Here is a 16,533-nt window from a genome sequence, read left to right on the forward strand (position 1 = left end):
GTTCACCTGTCCACAATAACTAGCGTGGAGGTGAACATTCATGGCAAAAAATCGCAACAAAAACAACCAGGCAGAGGAGTTTGCTCAAGAACAGGATTTTGAACAAACTCGTCAAGACCAACAAAACAACAAAAAACCACAAAACCAACAACAAAACAAAAACAACAACAAATAAGAAACAGCGATTGAGTGCTACTGGTATAGACATTTTTGTCTATACCTTTATTTTTTGCGCCAGTTCCTTATCAATGGATAACACATCAAGAATAATTATTGATTTTAATAGTAAAATGAGCCGTTCCTCAATATAATATATAAAGAGTGTGTTATTTCCTACAAGTTTTCAGAAACATTGATATAATAGACGTGAGTATATAGGAAAGTGAAAAGGTGGGGCTAAAAAATGACGGTACCGAAAGAAGGAGAAACCATACAAATACATAGTTATAAACATAATGGAAGCATCCACCGGGTTTGGCACGAAACGATGGTATTAAAAGGAACGAAAAATATTATTATCGGAGCAAATGACAGAACTCTTGTTACAGAAGCGGATGGTCGAACTTGGCTTACAAGAGAGCCTTCCATATGTTATTTTCATGCGGAACACTGGTTCAATATCATCTGCATGTTGCGGGAAGACGGGGTTTATTATTATTGTAATATGAGTTCCCCTTTTGTCTTTGACAATAACGCGATCAAATATATCGATTACGACCTGGATCTCAAAGTGTTCCCTGACAAGACCTATACATTGCTGGATGAAGATGAATATGAACAACATAAAGCGGAAATGGGCTATCCGGATGTGATCGATAAAATATTAAAGCGCAATGTCACTAAACTCCTGAGCTGGGTGAAGCAGAAAAAAGGTCCCTTTGCCCAGGACTTTATAGAAGTATGGACAAACCGGTATTTATTTTACAAAGACATGCAATCCAATAATAAATAGCTTTTCGGCGTCTCATGTGGGAAGAGACGTCTTTTTTATTGTGGTAAAATAGAATTCGTTATGTCAAACTTGGAAAAATAAAAGGAAAATTGACACTCCATGTGTAGCAGTAAGGATGTGATCGCTTTTGGACAGTATTCGAAGATATATGCGTTTTGTCAAGCCCTATTACTGGGAAATCATTTTGACCCTGATCATAGGGGTCATCAAATTTGCCATCCCGTTGTTCATTCCATTCTTAACGAAAATTGTCATCGATGATATTCTGTTAAATACTGAATTGACGGATGCCGAACGCATCAAGCAATTGACTTATTGGCTTGGCGGAGCCCTCGTCATCTTCTTCATCATCCGGCCACCGGTGGAATATTATCGGCAATATTTCGCCCAACATGTCAGCAATAAGGTGCTGTATGACATTCGGAAAGAACTTTATGTGCACTTGCAAAAGTTGAGTTTGAAATTTTATTCCAATCATCGGGCAGGGGATATCATTTCCCGCTTCATCAATGATGTTGAAGCGACGAAAAACTTTGTGATGATTGGGCTGATGAATTTATGGCTTGATATGACAACGATTTTGATCGTCATAGGAATCATGCTGACGATGGATTGGAAATTGACGATCGTTGCGGTGATTTCCCTTCCGTTATTCGCAATCAGTGTAAAGTATTTCTTTGGAAGACTGAGGGTGTTGACAAGAATCCGTTCCCAGGCGCTGGCGAATTTGCAAAGCTATTTGCATGAACGGGTGAGCGGCATCAGCATTGTAAAAAGCTTTGCTCTTGAGGAACACGAACAAAAGATTTTTGACAAGGAAAATGGCGAGTTTTTGGACAAATCTCTGGACCATACAAGATGGAATGCAAAATCCTTCGCGGTAGTCAACACGATTACGGATATCGCCCCTTTGTTGGTCATCGGCTTTGCCTCTTACCTGATCATTCAGGGGCAACTATCCGTCGGTGAAATGGCGGCATTTATGGGGTATATCGAGAGGCTTTATTCACCGTTAAGAAGATTGATGAACTCTTCAACGACCCTTACCCAATCCATCGCTTCAATGGACAGGATGTTCAGTTTGATGGATGAAGAGTACGATGTCCAAAATAAACCGAATGCTCTTCCATTGCCGCCGGTTACAGGGAAAGTGGAATTCCAGAACGTCCAATTCAAATACGCAGAAGAGGGACAACCGGTATTAAAAAACATCAACTTTACCATCCAGCCTGGGAAAACCGCCGCATTTGTCGGAATGAGCGGTGGAGGGAAATCGACGATAGTCAGCCTCATACCGCGCTTTTATGATGTAACATCCGGTTCTGTAAAAATTGATGGCAAAGATGTGCGGGAGGTGGACATCAAGTCCCTCCGTTCGCAGATCGGCATTGTGTTGCAGGACAATATTTTATTCAGCGATTCCGTGAAGCAAAACATTTTAATGGGAAAACCGGATGCGACGGATGAAGAAGTCATTGCGGCGGCAAAAGCGGCGAATGCCCATGACTTTATCATGTCGCTGCCGAATGGATATGACACCAAAGTGGGAGAGCGGGGAGTCAAGCTGTCAGGCGGCCAGAAACAGCGTATCGCTATCGCAAGGGTGTTTTTGAAAAATCCTCCAATCTTGGTGCTGGATGAAGCAACCTCCGCCCTCGATTTGGAAAGCGAAGCGTTGATCCAGGAATCGTTGGAACGTTTGGCGAGTGACCGAACAACCATCATCATTGCCCATCGCCTATCGACCATTACTCATGCCGATAAAATTTTTGTCATTGACCATGGTGAAGTGGCAGAAGAAGGCAATCATGAGTCTTTGATGGCGAAAAAAGGAATATATCACGACCTATTTCAAATTCAAAATTTGGATTAAAAAGAGGAGCCAGGTGCAAAAAATTACCTGGCTCTTTTATTGTTATGTTCCAAAAATTTTTATTTTTTCTATCTTTTCCATATATTTAATGTTAAAATAAAAATTTCTAAGGATTCTATAAAATGAATAATTCAAAATTTTCTGTATTAAAAACAGATATTGCTAGGTTAGAAAGAAATGTATAAAATATTTAGTAAAATGGAAAAATTTTTAGTTTAGAGAATTTTTTCTCATATCTTCCATTTGTTTATTACTATATATTATTTTTTGAAAATCTATGAATCTATTCATTGTATTTGAAGGTTAGAAAAATCAATAAATCAATAGAATCGCTTCCCACGTTTTACTTTTTTAAAATATTATTTCAGAAAATTCTAATTTCTAAAACGAAATCGGCAGATTCTTGCATATGAATCCGATAAATAGATGAGGTGAATACATGGAGAGAAAAGTGCTGCTAGAAGTGAAGGATTTGGAAACAACATTTTTTACAAATGACGGAAAAGTTCCCGCGGTTGATCATATAGATTTTAAAGTCTATGAAGGCGAAATATTGGCAATTGTAGGTGAATCCGGTTGCGGGAAGAGCGTTACCTCTTTATCGATCATGGGGCTGGTTCCAAACCCTCCCGGAAAAATTACATCAGGTGAAATATTGCTGGAAGGCAGGGATTTGACGAAGCTTCCGGAAAAGGAGATGCGGAAGATTCGCGGAAAGGATATCGCGATGATTTTCCAGGAGCCGATGACTTCTTTGAACCCTTTGTTCACAATTGGGAACCAATTGGTTGAGGCGATTCGGATCCATCATCGGGATTGGGGCAAAAAGAAAGCCGAAAGCCATGCCATCGAAATGATGAAACTTGTCGGACTTCCCCGCGCGGAAGAATTGATGAAGGAATATCCCCATCAATTATCCGGCGGTATGAGACAGAGGGTGATGATTGCGATGGCTTTGTCTTGCAATCCGAAATTACTGATTGCCGATGAACCGACAACCGCATTGGATGTAACGATTCAAGCGCAAATTATGAAACTGATGCAAGATTTGAATAAAAAATTCAATTCCGCTGTTCTTCTGATCACCCATGATTTAGGTGTCGTGGCGGAAATCTGCGAAAGGGTGGTTGTCATGTACAGCGGGCAAATCGTGGAAGAAGCATCGGTGATGGAAATCTTTAAAAATCCAAGCCATCCATATACAAAAGGACTTATTCAATCCGTGCCGGATATGCGGGTGAAGAAGGAAACATTATATTCGATCCCGGGTTCCGTTCCAAAGCCTGGTTCCATCAAAACCGGATGCAGATTTGCCCCAAGATGTGAATTTGCAACGGATCGGTGCTTCAATGAAAATCCTCCGATATATGAAGTTTCAGCAGGTCATAAGGCAAGATGTTTCTTATTGGAGAAAGAGGAGGGGACTGTTCTTGAAGAACACACTGTTAAAAGTTGAACAATTAAAAAAACATTTTCCGAAACACAAAAAAGCGTTTTCCAAAACAACAGAAGTGGTAAAGGCCGTTGATGGCGTTTCTTTTGAAGTGTTTGAAGGAGAGACGCTCGGAATCGTTGGGGAATCAGGCTGCGGAAAGTCCACTACCGGAAGAATGATTATGCGCTTGCTTGAACCGACTGATGGAAAAATTTATTTTAACGGGATTGAACTGACATCCTTGTCAAAAAGTGAAATGCGGAAAGCCAGAAGGGATTTGCAAATGGTGTTCCAAGATCCGTACGCTTCATTGAATCCGAGGCATACGGTCGAAAAAATCCTGGAGGAACCATTGATTGTCCATGGAATTGGAAATTCAAAAGAAAGAAAAGAAATGGTGAAAGAGTTTCTCCAAATTGTCGGTTTAAATACTTACCACGCGAAAAGATATCCCCATCAATTCAGCGGAGGTCAAAGACAGCGCATCGGCATCGCAAGGGCGTTGATGACCAATCCCAAATTGATCATAGCGGATGAACCGGTATCGGCATTGGACGTATCGATTCAGGCGCAAGTCCTCAATCTGATGCAGCGGCTGCAGGAAGATTTGAAACTGACATACATCTTCATTGCCCATGATTTGGGGGTTGTACGGCACATCAGCGATCGGGTTGGAGTCATGTATTTGGGAAGATTGGTGGAATTGGCGGATTGCGATTCCCTCTATGAGGAACCGTTTCATCCATATACGAAAGTGCTGCTTTCTTCCGTTCCAGTTCCTGACCCTACATATAAAAAAGAGGAAGTCTTGATCAAAGGGGATATTTCCGAATCTGTACCGAAAAACGGTTGTTTATTCCATCCGCGATGTCCTTTTGCCACGGAAGCATGCAAAACAATCGTTCCGGAATTGAAAGAAGTGAAACCGGGTCATTCTGTTGCGTGCCATCTTTTTGATGAAGCGCAGCAATGACATAAATGAACATCAAAAAATAGGAGGGGTTTTATGTTGAAAAAACTTTGGCCTGCAGCATTGCTTTTATTGCTGCTTGTTCTGGCTGCCTGTGGCGGAAATGACGATCAGGCAGGCAACGACGAAGGGGATCAAAAGTCAAATGTTCCTCAAGTATTAGTGTTTGGCCGCGGCGGAGATTCAGTATCTCTTGACCCAGCCATCGTGACTGACGGGGAATCTGCAAAAGTAACAATCAATTTATTCGAAACATTGGTAAATTTCGGTGAGCAAGATACAACCATTCAACCGGGGCTTGCTGAAAGTTGGGAAGTAAGCGATGATGGTTTGACTTATACGTTTAAATTGCGCGAAGGCGTAAAATTCCATGATGGAACAGATTTCAATGCGGAAGCGGTAGTGAAGAACTTCGAGCGTTGGAAAGCCGGCGCATCCGAAAAGTTCTACTACTACCATTCCATGTTCAAAGCTGAAGGCGAAGATATCATCAGCGAAGTAATCGCCGAAGATGACCATACAGTGGTATTCAAATTATCAAGACCGCAAGCACCATTCTTGAAAAACTTGGCGATGTTCCCGTTTGGTATCGCTTCGCCGGCTGCGTTGGAAAAATATGGTGAAAGTTTTGGGGATAATCCGGTAGGTACAGGTCCGTTCAAATTTGTTGAGTGGAAACGCAATGATTCCATTACCCTTGAAAAATTCGCGGATTATTGGCAAGAAGGATTGCCAAAATTGGATAAAGTGATTTTCCGCGCGATTCCTGACAACTCGGCGCGCTTAAATGCATTAGTTGCCGGAGATATCGACTTGGCGGATGGCATCAACCCATCTGATGCAAAATCTGTTGAATCCAATGGAGATTTACAATTGATTGAACGTCCGTCCATGAACGTCGGTTACTTAGGTCTGACAGTGACGCGTCCGCCATTTGACAATAAATTGGTTCGTCAGGCTGTGAACCATGCGATTGATAAAAAAGCGATTGTCGATGCATTCTTCTTAGGAAGAGCCGAAGTGGCTGTAAACCCTATGCCGTCATCCATCAGCGGTTATAACGACGAAATCCAAGATTACGAATACAATCCGGAAAAAGCAAAAGAACTTCTTGCTCAAGCCGGATATGATGGCACACCAATTGAACTTTGGGCAATGCCGGTTCCACGTCCATATATGCCGGATGGCCGAAAAGTTGCGGAAGCCATTCAGAAAAACTTGCAAGATGTAGGTATTCCATCTGAAATCAAAACAGCGGAATGGGCTACTTACTTGGAAATGGCGAATAATGGTGAATTTGACGCCTTCTTGTTAGGTTGGACAGGCGACAACGGAGATGCGGACAACTTCTTATACACATTGCTTGATAAAGACACAATCGGAAGCAACAACTATACTTACTATTCCAACGAAGAAGTCCACAAATTGCTTGTACAAGCCCAATCTGAAGTGGACGAAGAAAAACGCAATGAATTATACAAAAAAGCGCAAGAGTTAATCAAAGAAGATGCGCCTTGGGTACCACTTGCACACTCAACTCCGCTGCTTGCCGCGAAGAAAGGTGTAACAAATTATAAACCTCATCCAACAGGTTCAGAAGTACTATCTAAAGTGGAAATGAAATAATTTCAAGCGAGGCACTCATGCGAGTTAGTATGAGTGCCAAGCATTTATACCATTCGTAGAGGGGGGAAGAAGATGCTTCATTACATAGGGCGAAGATTATTGCAGCTAATCCCTGTGCTTTTAGGAATGACCTTCATCGTATTTTTGATTATTCGTGCAATCCCTGGGGATCCGGCCCAAGTGATTTTAGGACAACAGGCAAACAAAGAAACAGTCGAAGCATTGAGAGAAAGTTTGGGGCTGAATAACCCGTGGTATGTTCAGTATTTCGATTATTTGAAAGGATTGCTTAAAGGCGATTTAGGAGTATCCCTCCGAACAAACCAGCCAATCTCTTCCGAAATATGGCCTTATCTTGCCGCAACTTTTGAGTTGGCATTTTTTGCGATGTTTATCGCCGTTGTCATTGGAATGAATGCGGGCATTATTTCAGCCTGGTTCCAAAATACCTGGTTTGACTATTTAGCGATGGTTCTTGCGTTGATCGGTGTATCCATTCCGGTGTTTTGGCTTGGTTTGCTGGAACAATGGATGTTCAGTATCAATTTAGGATGGTTTCCGACTTCCGGACGGGAAGAAGTGCGTGATCCCATCACGGCGATTACCCATTTTTATTTGATTGATACATTGATTCAAGGCAGATTTGACCAATTCGGAACAGTCGTCAAGCATCTGTTCCTGCCGGGATTGGCCCTTGCCACAATTCCGATGGCGATTATTGCGCGTATGACCCGTTCTTCCATGCTTGAAGTGATGCGTTCAGACTATATCCGCACTGCCCGGGCAAAGGGGCAGAAAATGTTTGTTGTCGTTTATAAGCATGCTTTAAAAAATGCAATTATTCCAATTTTAACAGTCATCGGTTTGCAAACAGGTTTGCTTTTAGGAGGAGCGATCCTGACGGAGACAATCTTCAGCTGGCCGGGAATTGGTCGCTACATTTATGAAGCCATTGGATTCAGGGACTATCCGGTCATTCAATCGGGCATTTTGGTGGTGGCATTCTTATTCGTCATGATTAACTTCATTGTCGATATCCTATATTCAGTCATCGATAAGCGGATTAAGTACAGCTAGAAGGAGGGAAAATAATGGCAGAAGTAGCAACAAAACAAATGGAAGTAATTGAGGATAAAGTGTCGTCTCCTTGGAAAGAAGCTTTGCGCACTTTTCTGCGAAGCAAATCGGCTGTAGCGGGAACCATCATCGTTTTATTGTTCATACTGGTTGCCCTTTTTGCTCCCGTAATTGCGCCTGAAGGGATCAACGAGCAAAAATTGGGAGATCCAAGTACGCATTTAGTACCTCCTTCAAGTGAATTTTGGTTCGGAACAGATGAATTTGGAAGGGACATCTTTTCGCGGGTTGTATGGGGGGCGCAAATTTCTTTGACGGTCGGTTTCGGTGCGGTTGTTTTATCCGCGATTCTGGGAAGTTTCCTTGGAATCATAGCCGGTTATTATGGCCGTTGGGTGGATACGATCATTTCAAGATTCTTTGATATTTTGCTTGCATTCCCAAGCATCCTGCTTGCAATCGCGATTGTTTCCATTTTGGGAAGTTCATTGCAAAATGCATTAATTGCAATTGCAATCGTCAATGTGCCAAACTTTGGGAGATTGATCCGTTCCAAAGTGTTGAGTGTAAAAGAAGAGGAGTATATTACAGCAGCCAAAGCCATTGGAATGAAGGATTCCAGAATATTGCTTCGGCATGTGCTGCCCAACTCTTTTGCACCGGTCATCGTTCAAGGTACATTAGCGATTGCGACTGCAATTATTGAAGCGGCGGCCCTCAGCTTCCTGGGCTTAGGAGCGGAACCACCGCAACCGGAGTGGGGGAAAATGCTTGCCGATGCGCGAATTTATTTGATGAATGCACCTTGGACAATGATTTTCCCTGGACTTGCCATCATGTTGACCGTGCTCGGCTTTAACTTGATGGGAGACGGATTGAGGGATGCCCTCGATCCGAAAATGAAAAACTAAGGTTTGGATGTTTATTCAAACAAATCCGTAGACAAATACCGTTCACCAGTATCAGGTGCAAGACACAACACATTGGCCGTTTTCGGCAAGTCTTTGGCGATTTGAATGGCAAAGTAGGCGGAGCTTGCACCGGATGCACCTACCAGGATGCCTTCTTCACGGGCGAGGCGTCTTGCGGTGTTTTGGGCATCTTCATCTTTAATATGAAGTATTTTATCGTAAATGTCAGTGTTTAATATTTTTGGAATGAACCCTGGGCCTGTCCCGGGGATTTTATGTGGTCCTGGCTGGCCGCCTGCAAGCACCGGGGATCCGGCCGGTTCGACGACATAAATTTTCAAATCCGGCAACACCTTTTTCAGTTCTTCCCCTGTACCTGTAATCGTGCCACCTGTTCCCGCGGTTAAGACGAAAGCATCCAATTTGTCGCCAAATGCCTTCAAGATTTCAACAGCGGTTGTATTTCTGTGGGCATCTGAATTGGCTTCGTTTTCAAATTGCAAAGGTATAAAGGAATCGGGGATCTTTTCCGCGATCCGATAAGCTTCATCGATGGCCCCTTGCATCCGCAACCGACTCGGTGTCAAATGCACTTCCGCGCCATAAGCCCGCATCAGTTGAATACGTTCTTTCGTTGCGTTATCAGGCATTGTAATGATGCATCGGTAGCCTTTTACAGCACATACCATGGCAAGGCCGATGCCGGTATTCCCGGATGTCGGTTCAATGACGGTACTTTTCCCGGGAATTAATTTTCCTTCCTGTTCCGCGCGGAGAATCATGTTGTGGGCAGCGCGGTCTTTCACGCTTCCCCCGGGATTGAAGGATTCCAGCTTCATATATACGTTTGCCCCTTCAGGAGAAGGCAATCTATTTAATTTCACGATGGGTGTATTGCCTATAAGTTCTGCAACAGAATGATATAATTTCATGATAAACTTCCTTTCAAAGTGTTTTCATTGTTCATTTAAACGAAGGCGGGCAGCTTCCCCAAGCATCCGGTTTATAGGAGTCTTGGATAAGCGCCCGCAATTTTTTGTTTTCAACACTTCATTTCAGCAAGTCAGGTTTGCAAGTCCGGAGTTAATGGGTATTGCCGAATACCGGATGTGCAACAATCAATAAAACTGTTCTTCCAAGTCTTCGTTGAGGTCTTTGCCATGAAAGTTTTGGAAAGAGACGATCAATGTGTCGAGATGCTCCAGATTTTCCTCATAATCAAGGATTCTCGAAAAAATATAGAACAAATGGTAGCTTGAAAATTCTTCTTCGCCTTCCCGCTGCTTCTCGATGGCGATTTGTTCGATTAACCGCTCCATCACTTCCGAGCGGTTTAAATGTTTTTTATCCACCGTCCATTTGGAATGTTCCGGCCGAAGTTTCCCCGTATATTTCAACAATAGCTGTTCATGATACGTGAGCAAAAAGTCAAGCCTCTCTTGAAGCATCGTTCTAAAGGTGGCAGGCAGATGGGCGATTTCATTTTCATGTTTATGAAGCCTCACCAACAGCTCAAAGCTTTTTTTCGTTGTGGTGATCATTTGGCGATACACAACGAGTTTGCGCATCTGGCTATGGCGCTTCTTTTTGCTGTATTGCCTCTCTTCCTTATATAAAACATACATTGATTCAATCTCGGAAAGCCGCTTTTGAAATTTGTTCAAAGCGTTTTTCATCGATACATGCTCAGATGCTCCCCGAATGGCCAATCTCGTCCATCGGATAATATCATCCTGAAGCGATTGGATTTGCTTGAATAACTTAACCTCATACCGCGGCGGCAGGAAAACCATATTCACAATAAACGCCGCGAATACCCCGACCATGACCGTGGCAAATCGGATGACGCTGAATTCCAAAAAGTTGCCGCTTTCATATACCATGATGGCCACAAGGGTCACGAGGGCCAAAGAAAGGGATGAATTCAATTTCAATTTCAGCATGATTCCGATGACAATAATGGCTGCAATCCCGATGGCGACAATATGGTGGCCGAAAAATATCCCGAATAAAATGGCAATAACCGCTCCAATCAGGTTCCCCTGCACTTGTTCCACAATCGTCAAATAAGAACGATAGATGGAGGGCTGAATGGCAAAGATGGCAGCGATTCCGGCGAAAACGGGTGATGGAAGCTTCAAAAGCTCCGCCAAAAATAATGCAAAAACGATTGCGACTCCTGTTTTTAATACTCGGGCGCCTAACTGCATAACGAAGCCCCCACTTTACAATTTATTTGAAACTCAATATTCAGTAAGCCGTCCAAATGATTCAACAACACAATTCTCATCTATGAAAAAGTCCCCCAAGAAAAATGTATAGACAATATTGAAGCCTGGGAAAGGGTTGGCATGGAATTCCTTCATGCCTTCCTGAATCCCTCACAAGTTCAAATAGAAAGGAGTCCGGAATCCCACATGGTTATGTCATTTCAATTGTGAAAATGCGTAATCCACCGCATCGATTGTTTCAAGAATATCTTGTTCCTTGTGTTCCGTTGTCAAGAACCAGGCTTCGAATTTGGAAGGAGCCAAGTTGATTCCTCTTGAAAGCATCAATTTAAAGAAGCGGCCAAACATTTCGCCGTCGGATTGTTCCGCTTGTTTATAATTTTCCACTTTTTGATCGGTAAAGTACACAGTAAGGGCACCTTTGATGCGATTTACCGTGATTGTAATGCCATGTTTTTCTGCGGCATCCAAAATGCCTTTTTCAAGCATGGCACCTAACCGGTCCATTTCTTCATATACCCCCGGTGTTTGCAGCACTTCCAAGCAAGCAATACCCGCAAGCATGGATGCAGGGTTGCCGGCCATTGTTCCCGCTTGATAGGCTGGACCTAATGGTGCGACGGTATCCATGATTTCTTTGCGGCCGCCATAAGCGCCAATTGGAAGACCACCGCCGATAATTTTCCCCATTGCCGTCAAATCCGGTGTAAAACCAAGCATATTTTGCGCTCCACCATAATGGAAACGGAATCCGGTGATCACTTCATCATATATCACAAGGGCTCCGTATTCTTTGGCCACTTTATGAATATATTCCAAAAAGCCCGGTTTAGGCATGACCATACCGAAGTTTCCGACGATCGGCTCCACCAAGATGGCTGCCACTTCTTCCCCCCATTTGTCCATTGCGAGTTGCAAGTGTTCTGTGTCGTTGTAAGGAACCGTAATCACTTCTGTTGCCACGGTTTGAGGAACACCGGCTGAGTCAGGTGAACCGAGGGTGGCCGGACCGGATCCTGCTGCAACCAATACTTGGTCGAAATGTCCATGATAGCAGCCTTCAAATTTGATGATTTTTGTCCGTCCCGTATAGGCGCGGGCTACGCGGACCGTCGTCATCACCGCTTCTGTGCCTGAGTTGGTAAAACGCACTTTATCCAACGATGGAATCGCATCTTTCAACATTTTAGCAAATTTTACTTCGTGCTCGGTTGGAGTTCCGAAAAGCACGCCTGTGTCAGCCGCAAGTTTGATGGCTTCCGCAATGTGCGGATGGCCGAATCCTGTAATGATTGGTCCATATCCTGCCAAATAGTCGATGTAACGGTTGCCGTCCACATCCCAAAAATATGGGCCTTTTCCTTTTGCCATCACAACTGGTGCGCCACCGCCAACCGCTTTATAGGAGCGGGAAGGGCTGTTCACCCCAGCCACGATATGTTTTAGCGCTTCTTGATAAATTTCTTCAGATTTTGTGTGAATCATTGTATTGCCTCCATTTTATAATTTCAATTTTATTTTAGCCTTCTTTGGCATATTACGCCAAAGAATTTGAAACATTTTCCCTGGTTCGGTAGGATAGACGAAAAGGAGGAATTTTCATGAGCGAATCTTTAGTGAATAAAAAAGCGCCGGAATTTACTCTTATGAATGAAAAAGGGGAACCGGTCAGCCTCAGTGATTTTATAGGAAAGAAAATTGTTCTTTACTTTTATCCAAAAGATATGACGCCAGGGTGCACAACGGAAGCCTGTGATTTCCGCGACCATTATGAGTCTTTCGCGGACCTGAACGCGGTCATTTTGGGGGTAAGTACAGATTCGGCGGAAAGGCACCAAAAATTTATTGAAAAATACGATTTGCCCTTCTCCTTATTGGTTGATGAGAATCATGAAGTATGCGAAAAATACGGCGTTTGGGTGTTGAAGAAAAATTATGGCAAAGAATACATGGGGATTGAACGTTCAACATTTCTGATTGATGAAAATGGGGTTGTCATCAAGGAATGGAGAAAAGTCCGCGTGAAAAATCATATTGAAGAAGTATTGAATTATTTGAGGGAAATCGAAGGGGAGTAAGAGATATGAGAGTTTATTTCACTTTTGATCCAAGACCGGATTTGAAAGATTCATTGGTAAAAGATTTTCCGGAAGTTGACTTCGTTTTTCATAAAAAAATTGATGAGGAAGAATTGGCGAAAGCGGAAGTGCTTGTGACTTACGGGGAAGATTTGGATGATGAAAAAATCAAGATTGCCCAAAAAATGGAATGGATTTTTGTCGCTTCCGCCGGGATTGAAAAAATGCCGCACCGGGCCATTGCCGAACGGGGCATTGTCGTTTCCAATGTGCGCGGCATACATAAAAAACCGATGGCGGAATCGATTCTTGCACATCTTCTTTCCATTAAAAGGGCGCTGCCATTCATTTATAAAAATCAGCAAGAAAGAATTTGGAGCCAGAAGACCAAATTGTACGAATTAAATGGTTCAACCGCCCTGATTTTAGGTCCGGGGGCTATTGGCGGAGAAGTGGGGCGCATGCTTCAGGCGTTTGATGTCTATACGATCGGACTCAACCGCAACGGGGAAAGTGCGCCTTATATGAACGAAACACATACTATCGATAAGTTGAAAGACCTGTTGCCGAAAGCGGATATCGTCATCTCCATTCTGCCAAGCACAAATGAAACAAGATATTTGTTGACTTATGAAGACTTCACATTAATGAAAGACAGTTGCATCTTTATGAATTTCGGCCGTGGAGATTTGGTCAGAACGGAAGATTTGATCAAAGCGTTGGAGGAAAAGCAAATTTTCCATGCGGTGTTGGATGTGTATGAAGAAGAGCCGCTGCCAAGGGACAGCAAGCTTTGGGAAATGGATAACGTAACGATTTCTCCGCATATTTCAAGCCGTTCTTCCAGATATTTGGAGCGCAGTTTTGAAATATTCAAACCGAGCTTAAGAAAATGGATGAACGGCGAACGGGATATCGAAAACAAGATGGACATATTGAGGGGATATTAAATTTTTTATAGAAAAATTGTACGTTTTCATAGTGATTATTTTTTATCAGGAAGTATATTGAATATAGGACTATTTTTTGAGAAAATTATGTTATTGTATGTGATTTCAGCATGTTTAAAAGTTGACGATATCCAAATATTCAGTTACACTAATTATAACAATTATTAATTAATAATTCTTGAAAAGAGGTGCATGACGATGTCTGAATTGCAGTTGAAAAATGCTCTAGACACGTTAAAGGCAACGGGCGTAAGAATTACTCCACAACGTCATGCTATACTGGAATATTTGATCAATTCAATGACGCATCCAACTGCCGATGAGATATATAAATCATTAGAAGGTAAATTTCCAAACATGAGTGTTGCGACTGTATACAACAACTTGCGCGTATTCCGCGAGGCCGGTTTGGTCAAGGAATTGACATACGGCGATGCAGCAAGCCGTTTTGATTTCGTAACAAATGATCATTACCATATGATTTGTGAAAGCTGCGGGAAAATCACCGACTTCCACTATCCGGCGTTAAAAGAAGTCGAACAATTTGCATCTCATGTTACTGGATATAAAGTTAATTCTCACCGCCTTGAAGTTTATGGAACTTGCCCTGACTGTCTAGAACAAAAAAATAAGCAAGTGCTGTAAAAAGAATCCTAGTAACTTTGGTTGCTAGGTTTTTTAAATGTCTTGATTGAGGGGCCAATCTCATAGCCTTTGGTACTCGGGAAGATTACAAATCGAAACCTATTTGATATGGAATATGGGACTTTAAACTCTTGGGCATTCTTTTCAAACCCATAAAATAAAATGAGTAGGAATACATTTTCCTACTCATATTTTATGGTTATTTTTTCGATTTTCTATTGTATTCTTCGTTGAATTCTTTGCCTTCCAGTGCCGGATCCAAAGTCAACGGTTCATTGCAATGCATGCAAATATCCACGCGTCCCAGCATTTTCGTCTCTTTGCCGCAGCCTGGACAGACAACTTTCACTGCCCGGGTGGATAACATTCCTATCCAAAGGTATACGACTGTGCTGGCGATGATGCATAATAAACCCAAACACATAAAAATAAGCACTAACACGACGTTATTTTTGAAAAACACGGCACCGTACATGACGATAAATCCGACGAATATGAGTGCAAGTGCGAAGGAACGTATTTTATTGATTTTGCTTGAATATCTTTTTTTCATCAGAGTGCCCTCCTAATCTTGATTCTAATATAACATAGCTGAGAACAATGTAGAAATAGAAAGAAAAAAAGAAGGATTCTTATTCTTGATGTCGAAAGAAATTAACGTAATCGCTATATAGGAGGACTATTCATGGACTATATTCTGCGTTCAATTTATCAAGAACGTGCCAGTCAACCTGAAACCTTGGGAGTAATTCTTGTCAATAAACGGGAAGATCAAATCAACTTGACAGATACATTTGATACGATCCTATTAATCATTGTTAAAGAGGCCCAGTTACCTATTTTTACAAAGCACTATTGCTATGAAAACCATAAAGTCGCTATGCATGTCATTACAGAACAATTGTTGAACAAGTGGATATATATAGGAAAAAACCGGCGAATTGTAGATTGGGTTTTTCATGGGAAAGTGATGTTTGAACGGAATGAATACTTGAGTAATTTAAAAATGGAATTGGAGGATTTTTCTTATTACGGGAGAAAGATCAAAGCCGGCATCCAATTTGCGAAATTATTGAGAAGCTACACTGAAGGGAAGGAATTTTTTCAGCGCGGTGATCATTTGGATGCGTATCATCATGTGGTGAAGTCCCTTCAATATTTGGCCAGATTATCAATTATCGAAAATGGCTTATATCCGGAAGTGACTGTCTGGTCACAGGTGAAAAAATTGGAACCTTCTGTTTATAAATTGTATGAAGAGCTGGTGACAAGCAGAGAATCGATTGAAAAGCGATTGGAGTTATTGTTTTTGGCAATCGAGTTTTCCATGAATTCCAAAGTTCAATCTTGCTCGGAACACATTATGGAAATCATGCAATCAAAGGAACTTTGGACAATTCAAGATTTGCATAATCATCAAGAACTTAAATTTTATTCGGTAGAATTGGAGCTTTTCATTGAATTTTTAATTGAAAAAGGATATATTATTGTTGAGAGAATTCATTCCAAAAATGAATCTATCGATCATCGCCTTTATAGAATCAATGATACTTTAAAATAATATTTTTTGATTGAAATAAGAAATTTTCGAGGTTAAATAGTTTTATTTTTCCTCGAAATTTTTTCGCTAAAAGTATTGACATTCTATAATTGATCGTTGTATTATAATTACCGTCGCTAAACGATAAAAGTTATAGTTAAATAGCAACTTGATAAAAAAGTTGTTGACACAAAAAAACAGATATGTTAAATTATAAAAGTCGCTGTTAAAAAAGCGGTAAAGAA

General features: G+C 41.8%; 16 protein-coding genes. 12 read left to right on the forward strand and 4 right to left on the reverse strand.

The annotated features are described in order from the left end of the window. The first annotated feature begins 40 nt into the window (after nucleotides 1-40). The 8 genes from NSS77_RS09330 (at nucleotide 41) to NSS77_RS09365 (ending at nucleotide 8,844) form a co-directional block, all read left to right on the forward strand. Complete coding sequence (locus tag NSS77_RS09330; RefSeq protein WP_342468549.1) at nucleotides 41-175, forward strand: hypothetical protein; 135 nt, start codon at nucleotides 41-43, stop codon at nucleotides 173-175. A gap of 228 nt (nucleotides 176-403) precedes the next feature. After that, entirely contained in the window at nucleotides 404-952 is a 549-nt protein-coding gene (locus tag NSS77_RS09335; protein WP_342468550.1) for a DUF402 domain-containing protein, read from the forward strand. Nucleotides 953-1,079: 127 nt separating this feature from the next. After that, a complete protein-coding gene (locus tag NSS77_RS09340) occupies nucleotides 1,080-2,825 on the forward strand; it encodes an ABC transporter ATP-binding protein (RefSeq protein ID WP_342468551.1) in 1,746 nt (581 codons plus the stop codon). Nucleotides 2,826-3,264: 439 nt separating this feature from the next. Then, complete coding sequence (locus tag NSS77_RS09345; RefSeq protein WP_342468552.1) at nucleotides 3,265-4,281, forward strand: ABC transporter ATP-binding protein; 1,017 nt, start codon at nucleotides 3,265-3,267, stop codon at nucleotides 4,279-4,281. Continuing rightward, nucleotides 4,256-5,233 (forward strand): dipeptide ABC transporter ATP-binding protein, encoded by a 978-nt coding sequence (locus NSS77_RS09350; RefSeq protein WP_342468553.1) that lies wholly within the window; start codon nucleotides 4,256-4,258, stop codon nucleotides 5,231-5,233. Before NSS77_RS09345 ends, NSS77_RS09350 begins: the two co-directional genes overlap by 26 nt. A gap of 33 nt (nucleotides 5,234-5,266) precedes the next feature. Further along, nucleotides 5,267-6,856 (forward strand): ABC transporter substrate-binding protein, encoded by a 1,590-nt coding sequence (locus NSS77_RS09355; RefSeq protein WP_342468554.1) that lies wholly within the window; start codon nucleotides 5,267-5,269, stop codon nucleotides 6,854-6,856. A 72-nt stretch (nucleotides 6,857-6,928) separates the two neighbouring features. Then, nucleotides 6,929-7,933 carry an ABC transporter permease gene (locus NSS77_RS09360; protein ID WP_342468555.1) on the forward strand — a complete coding sequence of 335 codons (1,005 nt, stop codon included), beginning with the start codon at nucleotides 6,929-6,931 and terminating at the stop codon, nucleotides 7,931-7,933. A 14-nt stretch (nucleotides 7,934-7,947) separates the two neighbouring features. Further along, nucleotides 7,948-8,844, forward strand: coding sequence for an ABC transporter permease (locus tag NSS77_RS09365; protein ID WP_342468556.1), 897 nt, complete (start codon nucleotides 7,948-7,950; stop codon nucleotides 8,842-8,844). An 11-nt stretch (nucleotides 8,845-8,855) separates the two neighbouring features. Here NSS77_RS09365 and cysK read toward each other — a convergent pair whose 3' ends face one another. From cysK to NSS77_RS09380, 3 genes are all read right to left on the reverse strand, one after another. Beyond that, nucleotides 8,856-9,776: a cysteine synthase A gene (gene cysK, locus NSS77_RS09370; RefSeq protein WP_342468557.1), complete on the reverse strand. Its 921-nt coding sequence runs from the start codon at nucleotides 9,774-9,776 to the stop codon at nucleotides 8,856-8,858. A gap of 186 nt (nucleotides 9,777-9,962) precedes the next feature. Beyond that, nucleotides 9,963-11,054: an aromatic acid exporter family protein gene (locus tag NSS77_RS09375; protein WP_342468558.1), complete on the reverse strand. Its 1,092-nt coding sequence runs from the start codon at nucleotides 11,052-11,054 to the stop codon at nucleotides 9,963-9,965. A 216-nt stretch (nucleotides 11,055-11,270) separates the two neighbouring features. Next, a complete protein-coding gene (locus tag NSS77_RS09380; protein WP_342468559.1) occupies nucleotides 11,271-12,560 on the reverse strand; it encodes a glutamate-1-semialdehyde 2,1-aminomutase in 1,290 nt (429 codons plus the stop codon). A gap of 116 nt (nucleotides 12,561-12,676) precedes the next feature. On the opposite strand from NSS77_RS09380, the gene bcp reads away from it, so the two are divergent. The 3 genes from bcp to perR all read left to right on the forward strand — a co-directional run bounded on the left by bcp (nucleotide 12,677) and on the right by perR (nucleotide 14,748). Next, nucleotides 12,677-13,153 (forward strand): thioredoxin-dependent thiol peroxidase, encoded by a 477-nt coding sequence (gene bcp, locus NSS77_RS09385; RefSeq protein ID WP_342468560.1) that lies wholly within the window; start codon nucleotides 12,677-12,679, stop codon nucleotides 13,151-13,153. 5 nt (nucleotides 13,154-13,158) lie between these two features. Continuing rightward, complete coding sequence (locus NSS77_RS09390; protein WP_342468561.1) at nucleotides 13,159-14,103, forward strand: D-2-hydroxyacid dehydrogenase; 945 nt, start codon at nucleotides 13,159-13,161, stop codon at nucleotides 14,101-14,103. Nucleotides 14,104-14,301: 198 nt separating this feature from the next. After that, the gene (perR, locus tag NSS77_RS09395; RefSeq protein ID WP_342468562.1) at nucleotides 14,302-14,748 is read left to right on the forward strand and encodes a peroxide-responsive transcriptional repressor PerR; all 447 of its coding nucleotides are present in this window, start codon (nucleotides 14,302-14,304) and stop codon (nucleotides 14,746-14,748) included. Nucleotides 14,749-14,947: 199 nt separating this feature from the next. Here the strand turns inward: perR and NSS77_RS09400 are convergent, their stop codons facing one another. Further along, nucleotides 14,948-15,301 (reverse strand): YgzB family protein, encoded by a 354-nt coding sequence (locus NSS77_RS09400; protein WP_342468563.1) that lies wholly within the window; start codon nucleotides 15,299-15,301, stop codon nucleotides 14,948-14,950. Nucleotides 15,302-15,433: 132 nt separating this feature from the next. On the opposite strand from NSS77_RS09400, the gene NSS77_RS09405 reads away from it, so the two are divergent. Continuing rightward, nucleotides 15,434-16,309: a nucleotidyltransferase-like protein gene (locus NSS77_RS09405; RefSeq protein ID WP_342468564.1), complete on the forward strand. Its 876-nt coding sequence runs from the start codon at nucleotides 15,434-15,436 to the stop codon at nucleotides 16,307-16,309. The last annotated feature ends 224 nt before the right edge of the window (nucleotides 16,310-16,533 follow it).

Origin of the sequence: Ureibacillus sp. FSL K6-3587 (assembly GCF_038593165.1) — a bacterium.
In the GTDB taxonomy this organism is placed as follows: Bacteria; Bacillota; Bacilli; order Bacillales_A; family Planococcaceae; genus Ureibacillus; species Ureibacillus suwonensis.